Annotated in this window: 17 protein-coding genes and 1 pseudogene; 13 read left to right on the top strand and 5 right to left on the bottom strand. The window is 70.9% G+C overall.

What is annotated here, in order from left to right; translation table 11 throughout:
* Window positions 1-59 precede the first annotated feature (59 nt).
* Window positions 60-1,100, top strand: a complete 1,041-nt coding sequence (locus tag AB0H54_RS26735) for an oxygenase MpaB family protein (RefSeq protein WP_357348865.1) — start codon at window positions 60-62, stop codon at window positions 1,098-1,100.
* 18 nt (window positions 1,101-1,118) lie between these two features.
* Here AB0H54_RS26735 and AB0H54_RS26730 read toward each other — a convergent pair whose 3' ends face one another.
* Entirely contained in the window at window positions 1,119-2,264 is a 1,146-nt protein-coding gene (locus AB0H54_RS26730; RefSeq protein WP_357348863.1) for a lipase family protein, read from the bottom strand.
* A gap of 195 nt (window positions 2,265-2,459) precedes the next feature.
* Here AB0H54_RS26730 and AB0H54_RS26725 point away from each other — a divergent pair, with 195 nt between their 5' ends.
* The 5 genes from AB0H54_RS26725 to AB0H54_RS26705 all read left to right on the top strand — a co-directional run bounded on the left by AB0H54_RS26725 (window position 2,460) and on the right by AB0H54_RS26705 (window position 6,815).
* Entirely contained in the window at window positions 2,460-3,680 is a 1,221-nt protein-coding gene (locus AB0H54_RS26725) for a histidine kinase (protein WP_357348861.1), read from the top strand.
* The gene (locus tag AB0H54_RS26720; protein ID WP_357348859.1) at window positions 3,677-4,354 is read left to right on the top strand and encodes a response regulator transcription factor; all 678 of its coding nucleotides are present in this window, start codon (window positions 3,677-3,679) and stop codon (window positions 4,352-4,354) included. Before AB0H54_RS26725 ends, AB0H54_RS26720 begins: the two co-directional genes overlap by 4 nt.
* 93 nt (window positions 4,355-4,447) lie before the next feature.
* Window positions 4,448-4,993 (top strand): dihydrofolate reductase family protein, encoded by a 546-nt coding sequence (locus AB0H54_RS26715; RefSeq protein ID WP_355282552.1) that lies wholly within the window; start codon window positions 4,448-4,450, stop codon window positions 4,991-4,993.
* Window positions 4,994-5,070: 77 nt separating this feature from the next.
* A complete protein-coding gene (locus tag AB0H54_RS26710) occupies window positions 5,071-5,538 on the top strand; it encodes an AAA family ATPase (protein WP_357348857.1) in 468 nt (155 codons plus the stop codon).
* Window positions 5,535-6,815, top strand: a complete 1,281-nt coding sequence (locus tag AB0H54_RS26705; protein WP_357348855.1) for a hypothetical protein — start codon at window positions 5,535-5,537, stop codon at window positions 6,813-6,815. The genes AB0H54_RS26710 and AB0H54_RS26705 overlap by 4 nt, the downstream gene beginning before the upstream one ends.
* Window positions 6,816-6,854: 39 nt before the next feature.
* Here the strand turns inward: AB0H54_RS26705 and AB0H54_RS26700 are convergent, their stop codons facing one another.
* On the bottom strand, window positions 6,855-7,922 hold the full coding sequence (locus AB0H54_RS26700; RefSeq protein ID WP_357348853.1) for a cytochrome P450: 1,068 nt from the start codon (window positions 7,920-7,922) through the stop codon (window positions 6,855-6,857).
* Between the two features lie 394 nt (window positions 7,923-8,316).
* Here AB0H54_RS26700 and AB0H54_RS26695 point away from each other — a divergent pair, with 394 nt between their 5' ends.
* Window positions 8,317-9,498 carry an MFS transporter gene (locus tag AB0H54_RS26695; RefSeq protein WP_357348851.1) on the top strand — a complete coding sequence of 394 codons (1,182 nt, stop codon included), beginning with the start codon at window positions 8,317-8,319 and terminating at the stop codon, window positions 9,496-9,498.
* 129 nt (window positions 9,499-9,627) lie between these two features.
* Window positions 9,628-9,978, top strand: coding sequence for an Lsr2 family protein (locus AB0H54_RS26690; protein ID WP_355282535.1), 351 nt, complete (start codon window positions 9,628-9,630; stop codon window positions 9,976-9,978).
* A gap of 24 nt (window positions 9,979-10,002) precedes the next feature.
* Here the strand turns inward: AB0H54_RS26690 and AB0H54_RS26685 are convergent, their stop codons facing one another.
* Window positions 10,003-11,799: an FAD-dependent oxidoreductase gene (locus AB0H54_RS26685; protein ID WP_357348849.1), complete on the bottom strand. Its 1,797-nt coding sequence runs from the start codon at window positions 11,797-11,799 to the stop codon at window positions 10,003-10,005.
* 101 nt (window positions 11,800-11,900) lie between these two features.
* Between AB0H54_RS26685 and AB0H54_RS26680 the strand changes: the two genes are divergently transcribed.
* Complete coding sequence (locus AB0H54_RS26680) at window positions 11,901-12,557, top strand: TetR/AcrR family transcriptional regulator (RefSeq protein WP_357348847.1); 657 nt, start codon at window positions 11,901-11,903, stop codon at window positions 12,555-12,557.
* 25 nt (window positions 12,558-12,582) lie between these two features.
* Here the strand turns inward: AB0H54_RS26680 and AB0H54_RS26675 are convergent, their stop codons facing one another.
* Together AB0H54_RS26675 and AB0H54_RS26670 are read right to left on the bottom strand one after the other, a co-directional pair.
* Complete coding sequence (locus tag AB0H54_RS26675) at window positions 12,583-14,643, bottom strand: AMP-binding protein (RefSeq protein WP_357348845.1); 2,061 nt, start codon at window positions 14,641-14,643, stop codon at window positions 12,583-12,585.
* 218 nt (window positions 14,644-14,861) lie between these two features.
* A pseudogene (locus AB0H54_RS26670) lies at window positions 14,862-15,623 on the bottom strand (class I SAM-dependent methyltransferase).
* A 159-nt stretch (window positions 15,624-15,782) separates the two neighbouring features.
* Between AB0H54_RS26670 and AB0H54_RS26665 the strand changes: the two are divergent.
* The 4 genes from AB0H54_RS26665 to AB0H54_RS26650 all read left to right on the top strand — a co-directional run bounded on the left by AB0H54_RS26665 (window position 15,783) and on the right by AB0H54_RS26650 (window position 20,140).
* Window positions 15,783-16,949 (top strand): helix-turn-helix domain-containing protein, encoded by a 1,167-nt coding sequence (locus tag AB0H54_RS26665; protein ID WP_357348843.1) that lies wholly within the window; start codon window positions 15,783-15,785, stop codon window positions 16,947-16,949.
* 82 nt (window positions 16,950-17,031) lie between these two features.
* Entirely contained in the window at window positions 17,032-17,586 is a 555-nt protein-coding gene (locus tag AB0H54_RS26660; RefSeq protein WP_357348841.1) for a nuclear transport factor 2 family protein, read from the top strand.
* Window positions 17,583-19,238 carry an AMP-binding protein gene (locus AB0H54_RS26655; protein WP_357348839.1) on the top strand — a complete coding sequence of 552 codons (1,656 nt, stop codon included), beginning with the start codon at window positions 17,583-17,585 and terminating at the stop codon, window positions 19,236-19,238. The genes AB0H54_RS26660 and AB0H54_RS26655 overlap by 4 nt, the downstream gene beginning before the upstream one ends.
* Before the next feature lie 191 nt (window positions 19,239-19,429).
* Window positions 19,430-20,140, top strand: coding sequence for a hypothetical protein (locus AB0H54_RS26650; protein ID WP_357348837.1), 711 nt, complete (start codon window positions 19,430-19,432; stop codon window positions 20,138-20,140).

Raw genomic sequence — 20,140 nt, 5'->3', positions numbered from 1 at the left:
GAACAGCTTGTCCCGCAGACCCTTCAGAGTTCCCGGGGTTTGCGCGGGGAGGGGGAACGATGAGTTCGATCGAGCCGGTCTGGGGACGGTACAGCCCGCGCCCCCTGATCCACGGATTGCCCGTCCTCATTCTCGACGCCGGCTATCTCCCGTGGGAGTCCTACGACGAACCGGCGGGCGATCAGGGATACACCGGCCCGGACAGTCCGGCGTGGCGGGTGCTCGGTCACCAGCCCGCCGCGCTGCTGGGCGGGGTGGTCGGGCTGCTGATCGGCACCCTGCATCCGGTGGTCCTGCGCGGCACGCTCGAGCACACCGAGCTGGAGCGCGATCCGCTCGGCCGTCTGGCCCGGACCGCGGGCTTCGTCCGCGCGACCACCTATGCGGCCGGTCCGGTCTCCGATCAGGTGATCGAGGTCGTCAACCGGATGCACGTGCCGGTCTCGGGGACGATCAACGGACGCGACTACAACGCCGCCGACCCGGACCTGATCACCTGGGTGCACGTCACCATCTGGGGTGGGTTCCTCGACGGCTATCAGCGGCTCAGCGGACGGGCGCTGGCACCCGACGACGTCGACCGGTACTGGGCCGACATCGCCCCGATCGGTGAGAAGCTCGGCGGCACAGCCGTTCCCCGCAATCGCGCGGCCGTCGAAGCGTACTGGCACACCGTGCGCGGCGAGCTCGCCGAGTCCGCCGCCGACCGCGCCGCCGCGCGGGCGGAAGCGGCGTGGATCCTGCACGAGGTCGGGTCGTGGCACGGCACCGTCGCCCGGGACGGCGCCCGCCGGGTGGGCGAGCTGTTCGCCCGCTTCGGCAGGCCGGTCAGCGCGACGGTGGCGGCCCTGTCCCGGTTTCCGATCTGGTACTGCGCCAATATCCTGCTGCGGGTGATCGTGGGGATGCTGCCCGGCTGGGCGGCGGCCGAGCTCGGCATCACGCCGCGCCGATGGCTGGACGCACCGGCACGGCTGATCACGAGGGTGGTGTTCTTCGTCTACGACCGGGCGGCGGGCGACCCCGAACACGTCCTGCGTGCCCGCCGCCGCTGCCGACGTCAGCCGACCACCGAGACGACGGAATCGGCTGCGGCGTAACGGTCTTCGATCTCGCGGTCAGCTCGCCGGAAGCACCCCGGCGAGGAACGATCGCGTGTCGCCCGCGGTGGCCACCAGGATGGCGAAGTGGTCGGCCGAGGGATGGCGCACGAGCCTGCTGTCGGCCCCGGCGAACCGGAGCTGCTCCTGCAGCAGCACCGTGGTCGGCATCGGCTGAACCCGGTCCGCGTCACCTTGCAGGAGCAGCACCGGCCGCCGGAACCCGTCGGTGGGCGGGGCGAGATAGTCCGCCAACGCCGTCATGAGCGGTGAATCGGCCAGGGGCGCGGCGAACAACGCGCCGACCGGTCGGCCCGCGACCGCGGCCTCCAGCACGCCCAGGCAGTCCTCGCCGGCCCGGGCGACATCGAGCAGATGCCTGCCGTGCGGAGTCAGATAGTCGGCCACCCCGATGTCCGGGCGGGAGTGATCGAGCCCGGCCAGGATCATGACCAGCCGGGCATGGAGCCCGTCGAGACCGGGCAGGGCCGGTGTGCCGGGACGGGCGAGCGCCGCGATCGCCTCGCCGATATTGCTGGTCGGCGCGTAGGCGACGGTGCCACGCAGGTCCAGGTCGGCGGCGTAGTCCGGCCACAGCCGCGACGCGGCGAGCGCGGCCTGGCCGCCGATGGAATGTCCGGCCGCCACGAACGACCGCGACAGCCGCGGGTCCACGGTGTGGCCGGCGCGCACGGCGTCGAGGACGGCGTGGCCCGCCGCGCGCCACGCCAGGTACTCGTAGGTCCCCGGTCCGCCCAGCCCGATGTAGTCCGTCGCCGCGACGGCGTAGCCCTGGTCCAGGTAGGTGGACATCTGCGGTGTCTCGTCGAACGTGTCGGCCTGCCCGCCATCGAGATTGGGGGCACACCCGTAGGTCATGCCGCTGGTCCCGTGCGCCCAGGACACCACGGGCCATCCGCCCGCGGGCGGGTCGCCCGCGGGCACCAGGACGGTGGCGCCGCTGACCTGGGGTTCGCCGTGCTGTCCGGTCGTCCGGTAGAGCAGGCGGTAGCCGCGCGCCGCGCCGGGAATCAGTTCGCCGCCGGTCAATTCGCGTGCGGTGACGACACTGCCGGGTTCCGGTGACTGGGCCGACGCGCGACCGGCGGCGGTCATGGAGGTGAGAGCGAGCACTGCCGCCCCGACGGAGACGATACGTTTCATGCCTCCGATTCCACTCCCGGCCTGTACTTTTCGCGTCCGGCGCCGGCATCGCGCCGCTACGCCGATCGACGTAGCCCCGGCCCTATCGGCTACGCCGAGCCGCGTAGCCGAGCGCACCCTCGCACCCATGCGGACGCGGCGACCGGTCCCCTACGATCACGACATGCGACGGTGGGATGTACCGCGAGCGAGGGCGTGGGCGGCCCTGTACCGCGAGCGAGGGCGTGGGCGGCCCGCAGGCCACCGTGGCTGACGGATCTGCTGCTGGCGTTGTTCGTCATCGGGATGCAGGTGGAGAGCGCGGGGACGGCGCTCGGGGCGGAGCCGGTGGCCAGGCCCGTCACCGATTTCGGGCATGCCGCTTATGCGCTGCTGATCCTCGGCGGCGGCGTGCTCGTCGTCCGGCGCCGTTATCCGGTGCTGATTTTCGGCATCACCGGTGTGCTCAGCCTGGTGTACTTCGGTCTCGGATTTCCCGACCGCCTGTCCTGCCTCGCACTGTTCGTCGCCACCTATACCCTCACCGCGCACAGCGACCGTCGCCACTCGGTGGTGATCGCCGGCGCGGGCATCGCGGTGCTGTCGCTGGGCTGGCTGGCGGCGGCCGCCGACACCGAGCCGAGCGTGGCCATCGGCTGGGTGTTCTTCCGCATCGGCGCGACGGTGATCAGCATGACGCTGGGGATGTCGGTGCGCTCCCGCCGGATCATCGCCGCCGACGCCCAGCAGCGCGCCGAACTGGCCGAGCGACATCGCGAGGAGGAGGCCAGAGCGCGGGTCGACGCCGAACGGCTCCGGATCGCGCGGGAAGTCCACGACACCGTCGCGCACGCCATCGCGATCATCAATGTGCAGTCCGGTGTCACCGCGCACATTCTCGACAAGCGACCGGAGCAGGCGCGCGAGACGCTGCGGATCATCGAGCAGACCAGCGCGCGAGCACTGCGGGAGATGCGGGCGATCCTCGGCGTGCTGCGCGGTGACGACCGCCGCGCACCGAGCCCAGGGCTCGGGCAGCTCGACGACATTCTCGACATGGCCCGCGAGGCCGGACTCGAACTCACCGTCGAACGGTCCGACGCCAGGACGCCGCTGCCGAGCGCGGTGGAGAGCGCGGCCTACCGGATCGTGCAGGAGTCGATCACCAATGTGATCCGCCACGTCGGGCGCACCTCGGTGACCGTGGTCCTGGAGTCGAGTGCCGACGGGCTCCGGGTCCGGGTGGCCGACACCGGACCGGCCGAGGCGGCGCGCGCACCGGAACTCGCCGACGGCGGTGGCGACGGTCGCGGCATCACCGGCATGCGGGAACGTTGCCGCCTGCTCGGCGGAGATCTCACCGCGAATCCGTTGCCGCACGGCGGGTTCGAGGTCCTCGCCCAGCTCCCGCTGGATCGGGTCGGAGCGCTCCGGTGAGCCCGGCGCCCGCGATCAAGGTCGTCCTCGCCGACGACGAGCATCTCGTCCGATCGGGGTTCAAGGTGCTGCTTGACCTGGAGGACGACATCAGCGTGGTCGGCGAGGCCACCACCGGCGTCGAAGCGTGCGATCTCGCCAGGACCGCCCGCCCGCACGTGGTGCTGATGGACATTCGCATGCCCACTCTCGACGGGATTCGGGCCACCGCGCGCATCGCGGGCACCCCCGGGCTCGAGCACGTCAAGGTCCTGATCCTCACAACCTACGACACGGACGAGAACGTCTTCGATGCCCTGCAGGCCGGGGCCAGCGGGTTCCTGCTCAAAGACGCGGGCCCGGCCGAGCTGCTGCATGCCATCCGGGTGATCGCGGCCGGGGACGCCCTGTTGGCGCCGCGGGTCACCCGCCGCCTGATCGGGCAGTTCGCCGCACAACGCCGGCTGGCCGCGTCGGCCGCGGACCGGCTGTCGGTGCTCACCGACCGGGAACGCGAGGTCCTCGCCCTGGTCGGCCGGGGAATGAGCAACGACGAGATCGGCGCGGCGCTGTTCCTCAGTCCCGCCACCGCCCGCACCCATGTCGGCCGCGCGATGACCAAGCTGGGTGCCCGCGACCGCGCCCAGCTCGTCGTGATCGCCTTCCGGACCGGCCTGACGACCCCCGACGAGTGAACGACGGGCCGTCGTCGTCGCGTGCGTAAGGAAACCGTAAACCCGCACGGCCACAGTGTTCACATCGCACGAACCACTATGCAGGAGAGAACAATGGGCAAGCTGATCGAATCCACCTTCGTCACTCTCGACGGCAGCGTCGACGCACCGCACGAGTGGAGCGCGCCGTACTGGGACGACGAGCACGCCGCCTACGCCTCGGAGTTGCTGTCCGCCGCCGACGGGCTGTTGCTCGGCCGCGAGACCTACGCGGGTTTCGCCCAGGTGTGGCCGACGCGCCCGGCGGGCGACCCCTACACCGACCGCATCAATGCCCTGCCCAAGTACGTCGCCTCGACCACCCTGCGGCCGTCGGAGTTGACCTGGAACGCCGAGTTGCTCGCCGGCGACACCGTGGAATCCGTGCGCGAGGTGAAGGCCCGGACCGACGGGGCGCTCCTGAAGTTCGGCACCGGCGCGTTCTCCCAGCTCCTGCTCGACAACGCGCTCGTCGACGAGTACCACTTCTGGGTGTTTCCCGTCATCGCCGGTGCGGGCACCCGGCTGTTCGACGGCAAGGCCGACACCACACACCTGAAGCTGCTCGGCACCACCCGGTTCGACTCGGGCATCGTCGTGCACCGGCTGGCTCCCCGCTGACGAGACCGCGGCGCCGATAAGGTGGGTCGGTGCAGAGGATTCTGATCTCCGGAATCTCGGGGGCGGGGAAAACGACATTGGCGGGCGCGCTGGCCGACCGGCTCGCCCTGCCCAGGCGGGAATTGGATGCGCTGCATCACGGGCCGGGATGGGTGAAGCGGCCGGAATTCGAGGCCGAGGTCGAGCAGTTCACGGCGGGGCCGTGCTGGGTGACCGAAGACCAGTATCGGCGGTGGCTGGGCGATCTGCTGTGGACGCGGGCCGATACCGTCGTCTGGCTGGACCTGCCGAAGCGGACGGTGATGACGCGGGTCGTGTGGCGCTCGTTCACCCGGGCCGTCACCGGCCGGGAATTGTGGAACGGCAATCGAGAATCGTTCCGGAACTGGCCGGATCACGACCACCCCATTCGGTGGGCCTGGGCCCGCTACGAGGACCGTCGGATCCGCACCGAAGAACTGATCGCCCGATTTCCCGAACTGACCGTGGTGCATCTGACGTCGGCCGGCGACGTCCGGCGCTGGTTGCGTGGCCTCGGGTCGTGAAGCCGGAAACGTCCCCGACCCGCGCCTTCGCCCGCCCGCTGTCGTCGTTCGAGTCGTATTTCGCCGTCACCTCGGCGACGATCTGGGTCACCGATGAGGTGGTCGGGCCGCTCGACCTCGATAGGTTGCGGGCGGCGTGGGACCTGGTACGCCGGGCGCACCCGGTGCTCACCGCCCGGCTCGTGCCGACCGACGGGGACGAAGAATCCGTCGCCGGTCTGCGCCGTCTCGAGCTGGTGGTCCCGGCCCGGCCGGAGACGGCGCCGATCGGCCGGATCGATGACGAGACGCTGACGCTCGGCGCAGGCGGTCCGGTCGCGCGGCTCTCCGTCGGCACGGACCCGACTCGGGTCGCCCTCGCGTGCCACCACGCGATCGCCGACGGCAGGCTCGTGCAGTTCTGGCACGACGAGTTGTGGTCGTATTACACCGAACTCGCCGCCGGGCGGACACCGGCGATCCGACCGCATCCGGTGCCCCGGTCCCCCGAGGCACTACTCGGCGAACGCGGCGTCGTCAGGACCGCGGGCCCGCCGAACCGGTTGGGCCACGCCACTCCCACGAATCTGCCGAGTGGCCGGGCGGCGCCTCCCGTGCGCTGGCGCCAGGTGCGGCTGCGCGCGGCCGACACCACGGCCCTGCTCGCCACCGCCAGGCGTCGAGGTCAGACGGTGCACAGCCTCGTCGCCGGTGTGGCCGGCGTCGCGACCCGGCGATTCCTGCCGATCGAGGGTGATCGGCCGATCGACATCAATGTCGTTTCGCCCGTGGACATTCGGCCGAGGCTGGACCCGCCGGTGCCGGTCTGGGCGGGCACGAACATCCTCGGGATGGCGAACGCCGTCGTCGCGGTAGACCCCGGTTCGGATCCCGCCGACGTGGGCGCCGTCGTGACGGGACAGTTGGCCGCGGACTTGGCGGCGGGTGTTGTGCACCAATCGTTCCTGCACATGGCCGATACCGTCGACCGGCCGCGGCCCCTGGTGCCGCGCACGATCACGACGAACCTGGGCGTGCTGGCACCGACTCCCACGCCACTGGAAACGACGATCACCGATCTGCGCTACGCGTTGCGGTTCGACTGGGCACCGCTCGTCGCCATGATGACCGCCGCCGGGCACACCGACCATCCACTACTGCGCACCTCGGTGCACATGATCCACACCCGGGCGGGCAGGCTCGGCGTCGACTTCTCGACCTCACTGTCGGAGGAACGAGCCGACCGGTACGCCGCCGAGTTCGAGGCGCTGCTCCTCGGCCTGACGACGCCGGGCTAGCGACCCCACGCCCTCCGGTCTCGATGCGGAGCGCGGGTGTCAGCGCGTCACGCTGTCGAAAGTCAGGTGGAGTTCGCGGGGTGCGCCGACGCTGATGCCGACCGAGCGCTCGATCTCGGTGCCGGGGGCCAGGCGGAAGCCGGTGAGGCGGTCCAGGAGGCGGGTGATGCCGATGTCGAGTTGCATGCGGGCGAAGTGGCGGCCGACGCAGCGGTGGATGCCGATGCCGAAGGCCAAGTGGGGGTTGTGGTTACGGTCGAAGTCGAGGTGTTCGGGGTTGTCGAAGCGGACGGTGTCGCGGTTGGCGGAGCGCCAGTGCACGGCGATCCGGTCGCCTTTGACCAGGGGGACGCCCAGCAGGTTGTTGTCCTCGGCGACGACGCGCCCCATGACGCTGACGGTCGAGGTGTAGCGCAGGATCTCGTCGAGATCGCGGGTCGCCCAGTCGGGTTCACGCAGGCGCTCCTCCAGACCGGGGACCGCGGTGAGGTACTCGGCGATGTAGGCCAGAGCGCCGCGGGTGGTGTCGAGACCGCCGAGCAGCAATACGGTGACGACCCCGAGTCGTTCCTCCATAGTAAGCGGACGGCCGCCCTCCACGGTGGCGTCGACGATCGACTGGAGCAGGTCATCGCGCGGCGCCGCTGCCCGCTCCGCCATCAGCTCGGCGGCCAATCCCGCCACCGCGGCGAAACTTTCGGGGGTGTTCTGCACCGACACCTGGGTGACGGCGTCGACCGCGCGGGCCAGGCGCTCCTCGTTGTCGTCGTCGAGCACGATCTTGGCCAGCGCGCCCGCGGTGAACGGGATCGCGAACTCACTCACGAACTCGACCTCCCCACGCTCGGCGAACCGATCGATCAGGTCGTCGGCGAGCTGCCGCACCACCGGCTCGTACCGTTGCAGCGCGGGCTTGGCGAACGGCCCGTTCAGGAACGCCCGGAAGTCGTGGTGCAGTGGCGGATCCACGTCGATCGGCGGCAACGCGACCGGCACCGTCGTCAAGCCGGGCATGGCCGAACTGAAGATCTTCGGATGCGCGGCCACGGTGACGAGATCCTCGTACCGCGTCACCACATGCATCCCACCGCCGAACCCGGTGTGCACGACCGGACAGTGCTCGCGCGCCCACGCGAGCTCCCCGTCCAACCGCGCGCAATGACCTTCGTCGAACCAGTCGAGCTGATCGAAAAACCCTTGTCCGCTTGCGTTCACGGCAAAACCTCTTCCCACCCCGGAGCATCGACCCCACCGATGGTGCGCCCGCCATCGTGCCGAGTCAACCCTCGGTCGGCCCGGCGTGAACGCCGTGGCGACCAGACCGCGCAGGCGCGTGGGGTCCGGCGGGGTGGATCGCGAGAAGGCAGGCAGCGCAGGTGGGGGCGCCGGTCGGTGCGGGGAGTGAGGATCGGTGAAAGCTTGTCAGCGATAGGAGGTGTGGGATCGGGGGGCCGCTGCGGCGCCGACCGCCGAGACTGAGGATCATGCCGTGGGGACCGCGATGAGTACGAGGGCCGAGCTCGACGCGCCGTCGGTGGCGGGGCCGCGGAATCTGACCCTCGCGCACCTGCTCGTGCTCGCCATCGGCACCTTCACCCTGGGGGTGGATGGTTATGTGCTGGCGGGGCTGGTTCCGGAGGTTGCCGTCGATCTGCGCGTCTCGATCAGCGCGGCGGGGCAGCTGACCGCGCTGTTCGCGATCGTCTACGCGGTCGGGTCGCCAGTGATCGCCGCGTTGACCGGGAGCTGGGATCGCCGGGTGCTGCTGGTCGGCGGGATGGTCGTGTTCGTCGGCGGGCTGGTGGTGCAGGCGGCGGGGCCGAACTTCGCGACGGTGGCGGCCGGGCGGGTCGTCGCGGCGCTCGGAGCGGCGGCGTATCAGGCGAACGCGTTCAGCACGGCGGGGCTGCTGAGCGACGACGCGCACCGGGCCCGCGCGCTGGCCGTCGTCGCGGGTGGTGGATCCCTCGCGCTGGTCGCGGGACTCCCGTTCGGCATCCTGGCCGGGCACGCCTGGGGGTGGCGCACCGCCGTGTGGATCCTGGTGGTGCCCGCGGTGATCGCGGGGTGCGCGGTGGCGTTCCTCCCGCCCGCGCACGCGCCGAGGCTGTCGCTGGGTGACCGGCTGCGCATCCTGACCGACGCGCGGGTGCGGGCGATCCTACTCGGCACCGTGACCGTGATCGTGCCCGCGTTCCTCCTCATCGCCTACCTGCCCACGGTCCTGGATGTCTCCGGCACGCTGGTCGTGGCGGCGATGCTGGCTTTCGGGTGCGGGCAGGTCATCGGCACCACGATCGTCGCGCGACTCATCCATCGGCGGGGCGCGCCGTGCACGCTCACCCTCGGCGCGGCCGGGGTCGCCGTCGCCGCGGTCCTGCTCGCGGCGGCCCGCACGACCACTCTGGGCGCGGTCGTCGCCATGATCGGCCTCGGTATCAGCGTCGGCATCTCGATCGTGCCGCAGCAGCACCGGTTCTTCGCGCTCGTCCCCGCGATCGCGCCGATCGCGATGGGCCTCAACGGGTCAGCGGTCTACCTCGCGGTCGCGCTCGGCGCCGGTCTCGGCGGCGGGGCGCTGGCCCTGGCCGGCGCGGTCGCGCTGGCGCCGACCGCGGCCGTGCTCGGGCTGCTCGCCGTTACCGTCGCGCTGGCGGTCCGCCCCGAGGACCGCGGCCGGTAGACCACCGCACCGAGCCCCGACCGACCGACGGGTAACCCCGAAATATCGCCGGGAGTGGGGCGGCGGAAGCGGTCGCCGGGCTCGCATTACGATCACTGAGGAAACAGCCCCTCATCGAACAGGATCCTCATGGCGCGCAAAGTCGTTGTCACCCTCGTCGACGATTTCGACGGCGCCTCCGCCGCCGACGAGACCGTATCGTTCGGAATCGACGGTGCGAGCTACGAGATCGACCTGTCGGAAACGAACGCGGCCAAACTCCGCGATGTCTTCGAACAGTGGATCCCGGCGGCCCGCCGCACCGGACGGATCAAGGCGAGCGGTCGCCGCTCCGAATCGACCACCTCGGCCGCCGCTCCGGCGCGACGCAACGATCTGACCGCGATCAGGACCTGGGCCAGCAACAACGGTCACCCGGTCTCGGCGCGCGGCCGAATCGCGGCCGACATCATCGCCGCGTACGAAGAGGCGACCGCCTAGCGACACGACCCGAGGCCGCGCGGGTCACCCGAGGTCGAACAGGTTCGGCTGACCCGCGCGGAAACGGGCGGCGTCGGCCGCCCGCAACGGCTCGAATGCCGGAATCGACTCCCGGGTGAACAGCTGCGCCGGTGTCGCCGCCGAGCCCGCGGCGGCGAGCAGGGCGTTCGCGGCCGTGCGGCCCGCTTCGTTGGCGCCCTCCATGGTGGCCAGGTCGAAGTTGGTCTGCACGTAGTCGGCGGCCAGGAACAGGTTGGGGACGCGGGTCCGTGCGGTCGGCCGGTTGTCCCAGGAGCCGATCGTGTTCACAAGTAGCGGTTCGTCGTTGGTGTTCTCGCTGCCGTTCCAGACGATGCCGGGGTCGATCATCCATTCGCGGACGATGCCGTCGGGCAGCTGGATCCGGCCGTCGTCGTTGAGCGCGGCGGTCAGCTGGGCCCAGGTCTCCTGGTAGATCTCCTGGTGGGTGCAGTATTTCGCGGGCTTGCCGAACAGGATGCCCGGGGTGTCCCAGTCGGCGATGTCGATGGTGAGACCGTCGGCGACGGAGCCGTCCCCGTAGACGGCGGGATAGTCGACGTCCCAGAACGCGCGCTGGGTGTAGGAGGTCAGCCGCCACGGCGCGTCGAGGTAGATGTTGTAGCCCCGGCCGAGATCGAGCTGCTCGCTGACGAACATCTGCAGGCCGTTCATCCAGTCGAGGTTCAGCGCGTCCATCCGGCCCAGCGCCGGATCCAGTTCCCGCAGTTCCGGTGTCCAGAGCGCGCGGGCCCGGTCGGTCGGCACGGCGCACACGTACCAGTCGGCCTCGACCTGCGCCGAGTTGCCGCGCGCACCCCGGATCCGGGCACCGGCGATTCGCCCGTCCGCGACCACGAATTCCTCGAGCGCCTCCCCCGGCCGGAATCGCACACCCATGCCCTCGAGCAGCGTGATCCACGGGTCCAGCCAGGCCTCGTTGGTCGGGCCGTTGAGCACCTCGTAGACCTTCGGCCCGCCGGTGAGCTCCCGCAGCAGCGCGAGGAAGAAGCCCTCCATCATGTTGCCCATCGTGCGGGTGCTGGCCACGTATTCCTTGGCCGCCACCAGCGCCCGGGTCAGGCCGGTCGCGGCGAGCGCCTGGAATTGCGGGGATCGGCTGCCCGCGCCGATGAAATCCCACCAGCTGACGTGCTCCCACTGGCCGAAGCGCCGTTCCTCGCTCGAGGTCAGATAGGTGACCACCCGACCGGCCATGTGGATGGCCTCGGGCAGCGGGACGAGGTTGTTCTTCATGAACACCTCGGTCAGGATCCGCTGCAGCCCCATCGGGGTGAGCGCTTCGGCCGGATCGAAGTAGAAGCCGAACATGAGCGGGAAGCCGTCGGGCAGGTTGCCCGCGCGGGGGTAGCGCGGGTCGGTGACCGAGAACGGGATCAGGTTGTCGTACACGGTCTTCCGCGTGCCGGGCACCGGGATGCGGCGCATGGTGTCGTGCACGTGGTGGTAGAAGGAGGTGAATCCGCGCGCGCCGTGTTCGCCCGGCAGTGCCGCGCGGCCCCCGGCCCCGGTGCCCGCCATCGGGATCGTGCGCGACTTCCCGCCGAGTTCCTTGCGATCGAAGACCGTCACCGCGAAGCCGCGTTCGGCCAGTTCGTGGGCGGCGGTCAAACCGCCGATACCCGCGCCGAAGATCGCGACGGTCGTGCCCGCCGGACTGTTTCGCCTCCGTGGACTCCCCTGCGCTGGCCCGGCGGCCAGCCCCGCGCTCGCGGCCACCGCGGCCGCACCGCGCAGCACGGTCCGTCGGCTGACCAGGTGGTCCTGCTGTCGAGCTGCCATTGATCGACCCCGTTCTCAATCTGACGATCGCGATCGTCACATGCTGACACAGAGTCCGCGCGGATGGGAGACAATGCCGACATGACGATCACGGTGACGCGGTGAGCACCCGGCCCGGCCGCACCTACGGCGGCCTGGGCGCCGAGGAACGGGCCGCCGCCCGGCGGGCGAAGCTGCTCGATGCCGGGCTCGCGCTGTTCGGCACCGACGGCTACGCCGCGACGGGCGTCAAGGACCTGTGTCGCGAGGCCGGGCTCACCGACCGCTACTTCTACGAATCCTTCACCGGCACCAGGGAATTGTTCGCCGCGGTCTTCGACGTCGTCATCGACGAGCTGTACCGGTCGGTGGCGGCGGCCGTCGAAGCGACGCCCGCCCGCGGCACCGACAAGCTGCGCGCGGGCATCGGCACCTACCTCACCGCCCTGGACCGCGATCCGCGCAAGCTCCGGATCGTCTTCGTCGAACCGGCGGGCGCGGGCGCCGAAGACCGGATGCGCGAGGCACTCTGGCGATTCGCCCGGCTGGTCGCGGCCACCGGCACCAGCGCCAGGCCCGAGGAGCACCCGCCCGCGGAGGTGATGGACATCTTCGCGCTCTCGGTGGTCGGGACGCTCGAGCGCGTCATCGTCGAGAAGCACAGCGGACGGCTGGACGTGCCGATCGCCGACCTGATCGACTACTGCGCCGCGTTCGCCGCCACGTCCCTGCGGGCGATCTACAGCGGACGGATTTCCGTGCCCGGCACCGCGGGCTGAGCACAGTCGGCTCCGGTGACCGGGATCAACCCGCCAGCCCCTCCGGATCGACCAGCAGCCGCTTGAGCACCTTGCCGGTCTCGCCCCGTGGCAGCGCGTTGAGGAAGGTGACATCGCGCGGTACGGAGAAGCGGCTCAGCCGATTGCGCACGTAGGTGCGGACCATGTCCGAGTCGAGTCCAGAGCCCTCGTGTTTGACCAGGAAGGCGGCCAGCCGCTGACCGAACTCGCGATCCGGCACACCCACCACCGCGACATCGGTGACCTGCGGCAGATACGACAGCGCCTCCTCGACCGGGCGGGGGAAGACGTTCTCGCCACCGGAGATGATCATCTCGTCGTCGCGCCCGACCACGAACAATCTGCCCTCGGCGTCGAGGTAGCCCAGGTCACCGGTATCCAGCATGCCGTCGGACTCCTCCGGCGGCGCATCGCTGACGTAGCCGTCGAACAGCATGTGGTTGCCGACGAAGATCCGCCCGATCATGCCCACCGGCACCGGCACGCGCTCGGGGTCGAGGACGGCGATGCGGGTGCCCAGCGGCGGGCGGCCCGCGGTGGTGGGGGCGGCCCGCAGTTCCTCGGGTCCGGCCACACTGGCCCAGGAGACCTCGGTCGACCCGTAGAGGTTGTAGAGCACGTCGCCGTAGTCGGCCAGGAAGCGGTCCACCGTAATCGCCGCCAGCGGAGCGCCGCAGCTGATCACGTGCCGCAGGCTGCTCAGGTCGTAGCGGGTGCGCACCGCCTCGGGAAGGTCGACCAGGCGCTGCACCATGGTCGGCACGGCGATGAGGGTCTGGACCCGGTGTTCGGCGATGCGGCGCAGGCAGTCCTCGGCGTCGAAACCCTGGGACAGCACGACGGTGGCGCGCACGGCGGTGCTCAGTTGCAGTGCGGACAGTCCCCAGGTGTGGAACAGCGGCGCGGGGATCATCATCGTGCTGCCGACGTGGATCGGAATCCGGGACAGCAGCGCGACGAGAGTGTCGAAGCCCTTCGCGTGCGGCCGACGGGCGCCCTTGGGGGTGCCGCTGGTGCCCGAGGTGAGCACGATCTGCCTGCCTGGCACGGTCGGCACCGGGAACTTGGTGCGGCGCAACGCGATCAGGTCCTCGATGGTGGTCTGATCCGGGCGCACCGGCCGGTCGTCGGTGCAGAAGCGGGGCAGATCGCGGTGCAGGTACTGCACAAGGTGCGCCAGGTCGGTGTCGACGAACAGCGCCGAGAGGCGGTGCCGCTGCACGATCTCCTCGATGCGCCGTCCGGACAGACCGGCGTTGAGCAGTGCCACGTCGACGCCGAGTTTGCCCGCGGCGACCATGGTTTCGACCATGCCGCAATGGTTTCCGGCCAGCAGGCCGACCGCGTCGCCCGCCCGCAGGCCGACCTCGTACATCGCGCCGGCCAGCGCGGTGGTGCGCTTGTCGGTCTCGGCGAAGGTCGCGGTACTGCCGTCGTCGAGCAGGGCGAGCTGGTCGGGGCTGTGCGCGGCGCCCGCGGCGTACCCGCCCGCCAGATTGAATCCCCACCGGTACAGCGAGCGCAGCTGCCGGGCCGAGGTCAGCGGCGGTGCGACCAGGCCCGAGTTCACCCACCACCGCGCGATTTCGGAGCGGCGCCGGATCGGGGCCCGGTCGCCGTTGGCCACCACCGACGTCCGTGCCCCGCGGACCACGTCGGCCGCCCGGCGCAGGCCGTCCTTGACCCAGTTGACGATCGTGGCGTTGGTCGCGCCGCGCAGCGCCGGATGCAGGCGGGGCGCCGCGAAGACGGTGACACTCACCGAGGTGCGGTCGTCGGCGCCGGTGAGCCGGACCATGGCGAAGCTGCCGGTCTCCGGATTGTGCAGTTCGAAGCTCTCGTACCAGCGCCCGATCGTCAGCGCCAGGCCCACCGTCCGGACCCCGAGGGCGGCGTCGCCGACCCGGACCTGCCAGACGGTGCCGCCGTCGGGGTGCAGTATCCGCTCGCACCCGCCGATCCCGGTCCACAGGCGCGGGTAGCTCTGCGGTTCCAGCAGCACATCCCACAGCGGCCGGCGCGGGACGGCGAAGTCCACGGCCACATCGACGACGTCACTCGGCATTCGTTCGCGCTTCCGCAGGCCCGGCCACACTGCCGGGAAGTGCCTCGTCACCGCGGCCCCCGTGCCACGGCGGTGCCCGGTCGGCAGGCACTGCACCAGAACCCATGGTGGCGCGGCCCGCCGTGGGCGAACGAAAGATCTCCGGATTCTGGCGACCGAACGAAACGAGACCGGTCGCCATCGTGAAAAGAACCAAACTTTCCGGCCGGACCGACCGGTCAGCGCGGCTTGCGGGCCTCGATGAGAAAGCGCGTCGAATGGGCGACGAACGGGCCGTCGGCGCGGATCTGTTCGTGGAGTTCCCGCAGCCGATCCAGGTAGCGCTCCACGGCGAACCCGGGAACGATCCAGATGACCTTGCGCAGGAAGTAGATCACCGCGCCGATGTCACCGAACTCCATCCGCAGTCGCGCCGACCGCAGATCGGTCACCTCGAGACCCGCGGCTTCGGCCCGCGTGCGGGCGGTGTCCGGGTGCCGGCGCTAGCGCACGTCCCGAGGTTGCGGGCCGAGGAAGAACTCGCAGAGCTCGAACACACTGGCCGGTCCGACATGCTGAGCGAGATAGGCACCGCCGGGTTCGAGGACCCGGGCGATCTCGGCCCAGTGCACGGTGACGGGATGACGGCTGACCACCAGATCGAAAGCCCCGTCCGCGAACGGCAGCGGCGGCTCGCCGTTGTCGGCGACGACCACCACGCCCCGAGGACGCAGCAACGCGGTCGCGACGGCGACATTCGGCGGCCACGCCTCCGTCGCCGCCATGACCCGGGGCAGTCGCGGCACCCCGGCCAGCACCTCACCGCCGCCGGTCTGCAGGTCCAGCCCCGCCGCGGCGGCCCCGAGCCGCTCGCCGATCAACCGCTGGTATCCCCACGGCGGCCGCTCCTCGGTGGCACGCCCGTCCAGCCAGGTGAAGTCCCAGCCGTCCACCGACACGGCCGCGGCCTCCGTCACCAAGTCGTCGAAGGTCGGGTGCACACCATGATCTTGCCCCACCGGCCGATGGATCGATCGGTGCGGCGAGCCGCGGAGGGTTCGGATCGTGCCACCCAGCGGGACGGCGCGTGGGAAATTCCGCGGCGCGGCGGCATGCTGCTGACACTCTGGTCGAGACGTCCCCGCCAGTGGAGGTGCCGAATGGGTGCGACCGATCCCGAGCCGCCGGGTGCGGCGGAGTTCGCCGACGATCTGCTGCGGGTGGTCGAGTATTTCGACGGGTTCGCCGAGTCCGATGCCAATGCCGACACCGTGATCCGGGCGGCCGCGGTGCTGGCCGAGTGTCCGGCGGGTGCGCGGTGGCCGTCGGGGACCACGATCCGGTACGACGCGGCGGGGCGGCTGCTGGCCGCCGCCGCACCGCCGCCCGCGGCGTTCGGTGTGGACCCGGTGGTGTGGCTGGAGCGGGCCGGGGACGCCCGCCCGCTCGACGCGGTGCTGGTGGCCCGGATGCGGCACTGCCTGCGAGTGACCTCGCGCCGGGGCGCCGCCGGGCCGACCGGGCTCGCCGATCCGGCCCTGCTCGAGGTGGTGCTCTCGGAGGAACAGCGGCGGGCCGATCGGGTGCGCGCGATGCGGCTGCTCGGCGTCGACCCGGCGCGGCCGCTGTGCCTGCTAGCGATCTCCGGTCCGGGCGCGGCCGACGCGGTGCGCATCATCGGCGCGCGCGTCCCGGTGGTCCGCTCGACGATCCTCGGCACCGTCACCGCCGTCCTCCTCCAGGACGGCAGCAGCTGCCGGGAACTGTCCGATGTGCTGAATGCCGCTGTCGTCCAAGCATTTCCGGCCTCGCGCCGGGGCGCCGACGGACCCTGGGTGGGCATGGGCGAACGGCTGCCCGCGCTGGCGGCGGCCACCTCGTGGGAGCAGGCGCGCCGGGCGCTGCGGTTCGCGTCCTCGACCTGGCACGGCCGCCGGGTGATCGCCTTCGAACGGCTCGGTTCACTCGCCCTGCTCGGCGAACTCCCGGTGCCGAAACTGCTCGGCGCACCGGATGTGATGCGGCTCGACGAGTTCGCCGCGACCGAGGCCGGTGCGCTGGCCGTCGACACGCTCGAGGCGTTCTGCCTGTTCGGTTCGCTGCGGCGCACCGCGGACGAACTGCACCTACACCACAGCACGGTCGCCGCGCGGATCGCGCAGGTCGAGGCGGCGATGGGCTGGGACGTCGGCGAATCGCTCGACCGGTTCATGGCCACGCTGGCGCTGATGATGCGGCGGATCGCCCTGTCCGCGGCCGAGCTGTCGCCCGACGGATCCGACGCGCGTCGGGCCGAGACGGACCATCCCGCGACAGGTGTCGGGTGATCTGGGTCACTCCGGCGAGCGATGATCGGCAGGCACCGATGAGGCAACCGGGGAAACCCGGTGAACGAGAAGGAGTCCCGCCATGGCGGTCATCGATCCGACCAGCACCTGGGCGCCGCTGGAGCAGCGCCTGGCCGTCACCACGAACGAACGGCATCGCCAGGTGCTCGGCATCGTCATCGAGCATATGAAGGCCGAGGCCGCCCCCGACCTGCACGGGCTCATGCGGACCCTGGTGCCCGAACCCGCCTACCACTTCTGGAACGCAGGCCGGGATGTCGGCCCGAAGGGGCGCGAGACCGTGCACACCTACTACTCCGACTTCGTCGCCAGTCGCAGCAATGTCCTCGAGTACGAGCTGGACCGGCTCGTCGTCGACGACGACTGCGTGGTGACCGAGGGCTTCCTGAAGCAGATCTACCCGGGCTCCTACGCCCTCCAGATCGGCATCCCCGTCGACGATCCCGACGCCGACTATCTGATCGTGTTCCGCCAGCTGCTGCTGTGGCCGATCGATGCCGAGGGCCGCATCGAGGGCGAGGATTCCTACCATTCCGGCCCGTCCGAGATCCGCAAACTGACCTTCGACGAATTGCCGCAGGAGTACATCGACCTCGTCCACCCGGGCGTGCGATGACGGACGGGAACCACGCCGACATCGCGACCATGCTGCTCGACCGGCTCGGCGATCAGCGCCTCGGTCTGCGCACCCGCGAGACCGACTGGACCTGGGACGCGGTTGTCCACGAGTCGGCCGCGCGCGCGGAACTGGCCCGGAGCCTGCGCCGCGACGGCCCGTTCCACCTCGGCGTACTGCTCGACAATGTGCCCGATTTCGTCTTCTGGCTGGGCGCGGCGGCGCTGGCGGGCGCGACGGTGGCCGGGCTCAATCCGACCCGCGGCGACGCGCAACTGGCCGAGGACATCCGGTATGTCGACTGCCAGCTGATCGTCACCGACGCGGCGGGGATGGCGCGGCTGCGGCGGCTGGATCTGGACCTGACCGAGGACCGATTCCTGCTGGTCGACAGCCCCGATTACGCCGCCCGCGTCGATGCCCACCGGGTCGAGCCGACAGCGGTGGGTGGACCCGCGGATCTGCTGCTGTTGTTGTTCACCTCCGGCACCACCGGGACCTCCAAGGCGGTGCGGTGCACCCAGCGCCGCCTCGCGGTGATCGCCGCCGCGGCGGCGGCGAAGTTCGGGCACATCCGCGACGACGTGGACTACTGCTGCATGCCGCTGTTCCACGGCAATGCCATCATGGCGCTGTGGGCGCCCGCGCTGTCGGTCGGCGCGACGGTGTGCCTGACGCCGAAATTCTCGGCGTCGCAGTTCCTTCCGGACGTGCGGTACTTCGGCGCGACCTTCTTCACCTATGTCGGCAAGGCACTGGGCTACCTGCTCGCCACCCCCGAAACCGCGCAGGATTCGGATAATCCGCTGGTCCGCGGTTTCGGAACCGAGGCGTCGGTCGCCGACCAGGACGAGTTCCGGCGCCGCTTCGGCGCGGCACTGCACGAGGGCTACGGCTCCAGCGAGGGGCCGAGCTTGGCCGCACTGGATCCGGCCGCACCGCCCGCCGCGCTCGGCAGGCCCGCGCATCCCGGTGTCGCGGTGGTGGATCCGGAAACCCTGCGCGAGTGCGCGCGGGCCGAGCTCGACGAGTACGGCCGGGTGCGCAATCCCGACGAGGCGATCGGGGAGATGATCGACAAGGCGGGCGCGCTCGTCTTCGAGGGCTACTACAAGAACGAGGCCGCCGACGCCGACCGGATCCGCAACGGCTGGTACTGGACCGGCGACCTCGGCTACCTCGACACCGACGGATTCCTGTATTTCGCGGGCCGCAAGGGTGATTGGTTGCGGGTCGACGGTGAGAACACCTCGACCCTGCTGATCGAGCAGGTGCTGCGCAGGCACCCCGCCGTCATCGCCGCCGCGGTGTTCGGGGTGCCCGATCCCCGCTCGGGCGATCAGGTCATGGCCGCCGTCGAAGTCGCCGATCCGGGCGCCTTCGATCTCGACGAGTTCACCGAATTCCTCTGCGCCCAGGACGATCTCGGCAGCAAGGGCATGCCCCGGTTCGTGCGGGTCTCGGCGAATCTGCCGGTGACCGGGTCGAACAAGGTCCTCAAGCGCGAACTCCAGGAGCAGGCCTGGCGGACGGAGGAGCCGGTGCATCGGTGGGTCGGCCGCGGCCGACCGCGGTACCGCCGCATGACCGACGCGGACCGACGGGACTTGGAATCGGAATTCGCCGCGCACGGCAGGCAGCGCATGCTGTGATCGCCCGCGGTAAATCACTGGCCCGCTGTGATTCAATGGCCAGGTGACGATGACAGCGCAGGGGTGGTGGCCGCGGTAGCGGCCATCATCGACTGTGCGTGCGGCCGCCCCCGGAGCGGCCGCATCCCGTCCTCGCGTCGGACTCGCGGTCCGCGCCGGTCGGCGGCCCCGACGAGAACGGGGTACCGGCAATGACTTCCGACCACACCAGCAACCAGCCGTTCGGCGGCTTCCTGGTCAGCTCCCGCGCACTGGGTGAGTACCGGGCGATGTTCGCCCTCACCGACGCGGACCTACGCCGCCGCCTGCTGGACTGTCCCGGCGGCGCGGCCGGGTTCACCGCCGCGGTCCGGGGCCTCGGCGGCGACGTGACGGCCTGCGACCTCGCCTACGCGAACGGCGGCACCGCCGAGGTCGCCGCCACCGCGGCGGACGAGGTCGTGCGCGGCAACGACTACGTCCGCGCGCATCCGGAGCAGTTCCGGTTCACGTACTTCGCCGACCCGGGCGAACACCTGACGGTCCGGCAGCGTGCGGCCGAGCTGTTCGCCGCGCACAGCCGGGCCGAACCGGACCGCTATGTCGCGGGCACGCTGCCCGGTCTGCCGTTCGGCGACAACGCCTTCGACCTCGTGCTCAGCTCGCACCTGCTGTTCAGCTACGCCGCCGACCTCGACTACGCGTTCCATCTCGCCGCGGTCCGTGAACTGCTCCGGGTGGGCACCGAGGCGCGGATCTTCCCGCTGGTCCCGATCGGTGCGGACGAACGCTACCGCGACCTCGACCGGCTGCTCGCGGATCTGCGCGAGCACGGGATCGAGGGGCGGATCGTCGATGTCGACTACGAGTTCCAGGCGGGCGCCCACCAGATGCTGGTGTGCCGCAAGCCTGCTCGGCCCTGA

This window comes from Nocardia sp. NPDC050718, assembly GCF_040654235.1.
GTDB lineage: Bacteria > Actinomycetota > Actinomycetes > Mycobacteriales > Mycobacteriaceae > Nocardia.
The sequence above is the reverse complement of the archived record's forward strand: the minus strand, read 5'-3'. Positions and strand labels throughout refer to the sequence as shown.

What these genes read in the sequence shown, in the direction of transcription:
- AB0H54_RS26735 (WP_357348865.1), top strand. Translation starts at nt 60, where the DNA reads ATGAGTTCGATCGAGCCGGTCTGGGGACGGTACAGCCCGCGCCCCCTG.
- AB0H54_RS26730 (WP_357348863.1), bottom strand. Translation starts at nt 2,264, where the DNA reads ATGAAACGTATCGTCTCCGTCGGGGCGGCAGTGCTCGCTCTCACCTCC.
- AB0H54_RS26715 (WP_355282552.1), top strand. Translation starts at nt 4,448, where the DNA reads ATGGGCAAGCTGATCGAATCCACCTTCGTCACTCTCGACGGCAGCGTC.
- AB0H54_RS26695 (WP_357348851.1), top strand. Translation starts at nt 8,317, where the DNA reads ATGAGTACGAGGGCCGAGCTCGACGCGCCGTCGGTGGCGGGGCCGCGG.
- AB0H54_RS26690 (WP_355282535.1), top strand. Translation starts at nt 9,628, where the DNA reads ATGGCGCGCAAAGTCGTTGTCACCCTCGTCGACGATTTCGACGGCGCC.
- AB0H54_RS26685 (WP_357348849.1), bottom strand. Translation starts at nt 11,799, where the DNA reads ATGGCAGCTCGACAGCAGGACCACCTGGTCAGCCGACGGACCGTGCTG.
- AB0H54_RS26675 (WP_357348845.1), bottom strand. Translation starts at nt 14,643, where the DNA reads ATGCCGAGTGACGTCGTCGATGTGGCCGTGGACTTCGCCGTCCCGCGC.
- AB0H54_RS26665 (WP_357348843.1), top strand. Translation starts at nt 15,783, where the DNA reads ATGGGTGCGACCGATCCCGAGCCGCCGGGTGCGGCGGAGTTCGCCGAC.
- AB0H54_RS26660 (WP_357348841.1), top strand. Translation starts at nt 17,032, where the DNA reads ATGGCGGTCATCGATCCGACCAGCACCTGGGCGCCGCTGGAGCAGCGC.
- AB0H54_RS26655 (WP_357348839.1), top strand. Translation starts at nt 17,583, where the DNA reads ATGACGGACGGGAACCACGCCGACATCGCGACCATGCTGCTCGACCGG.
- AB0H54_RS26650 (WP_357348837.1), top strand. Translation starts at nt 19,430, where the DNA reads ATGACTTCCGACCACACCAGCAACCAGCCGTTCGGCGGCTTCCTGGTC.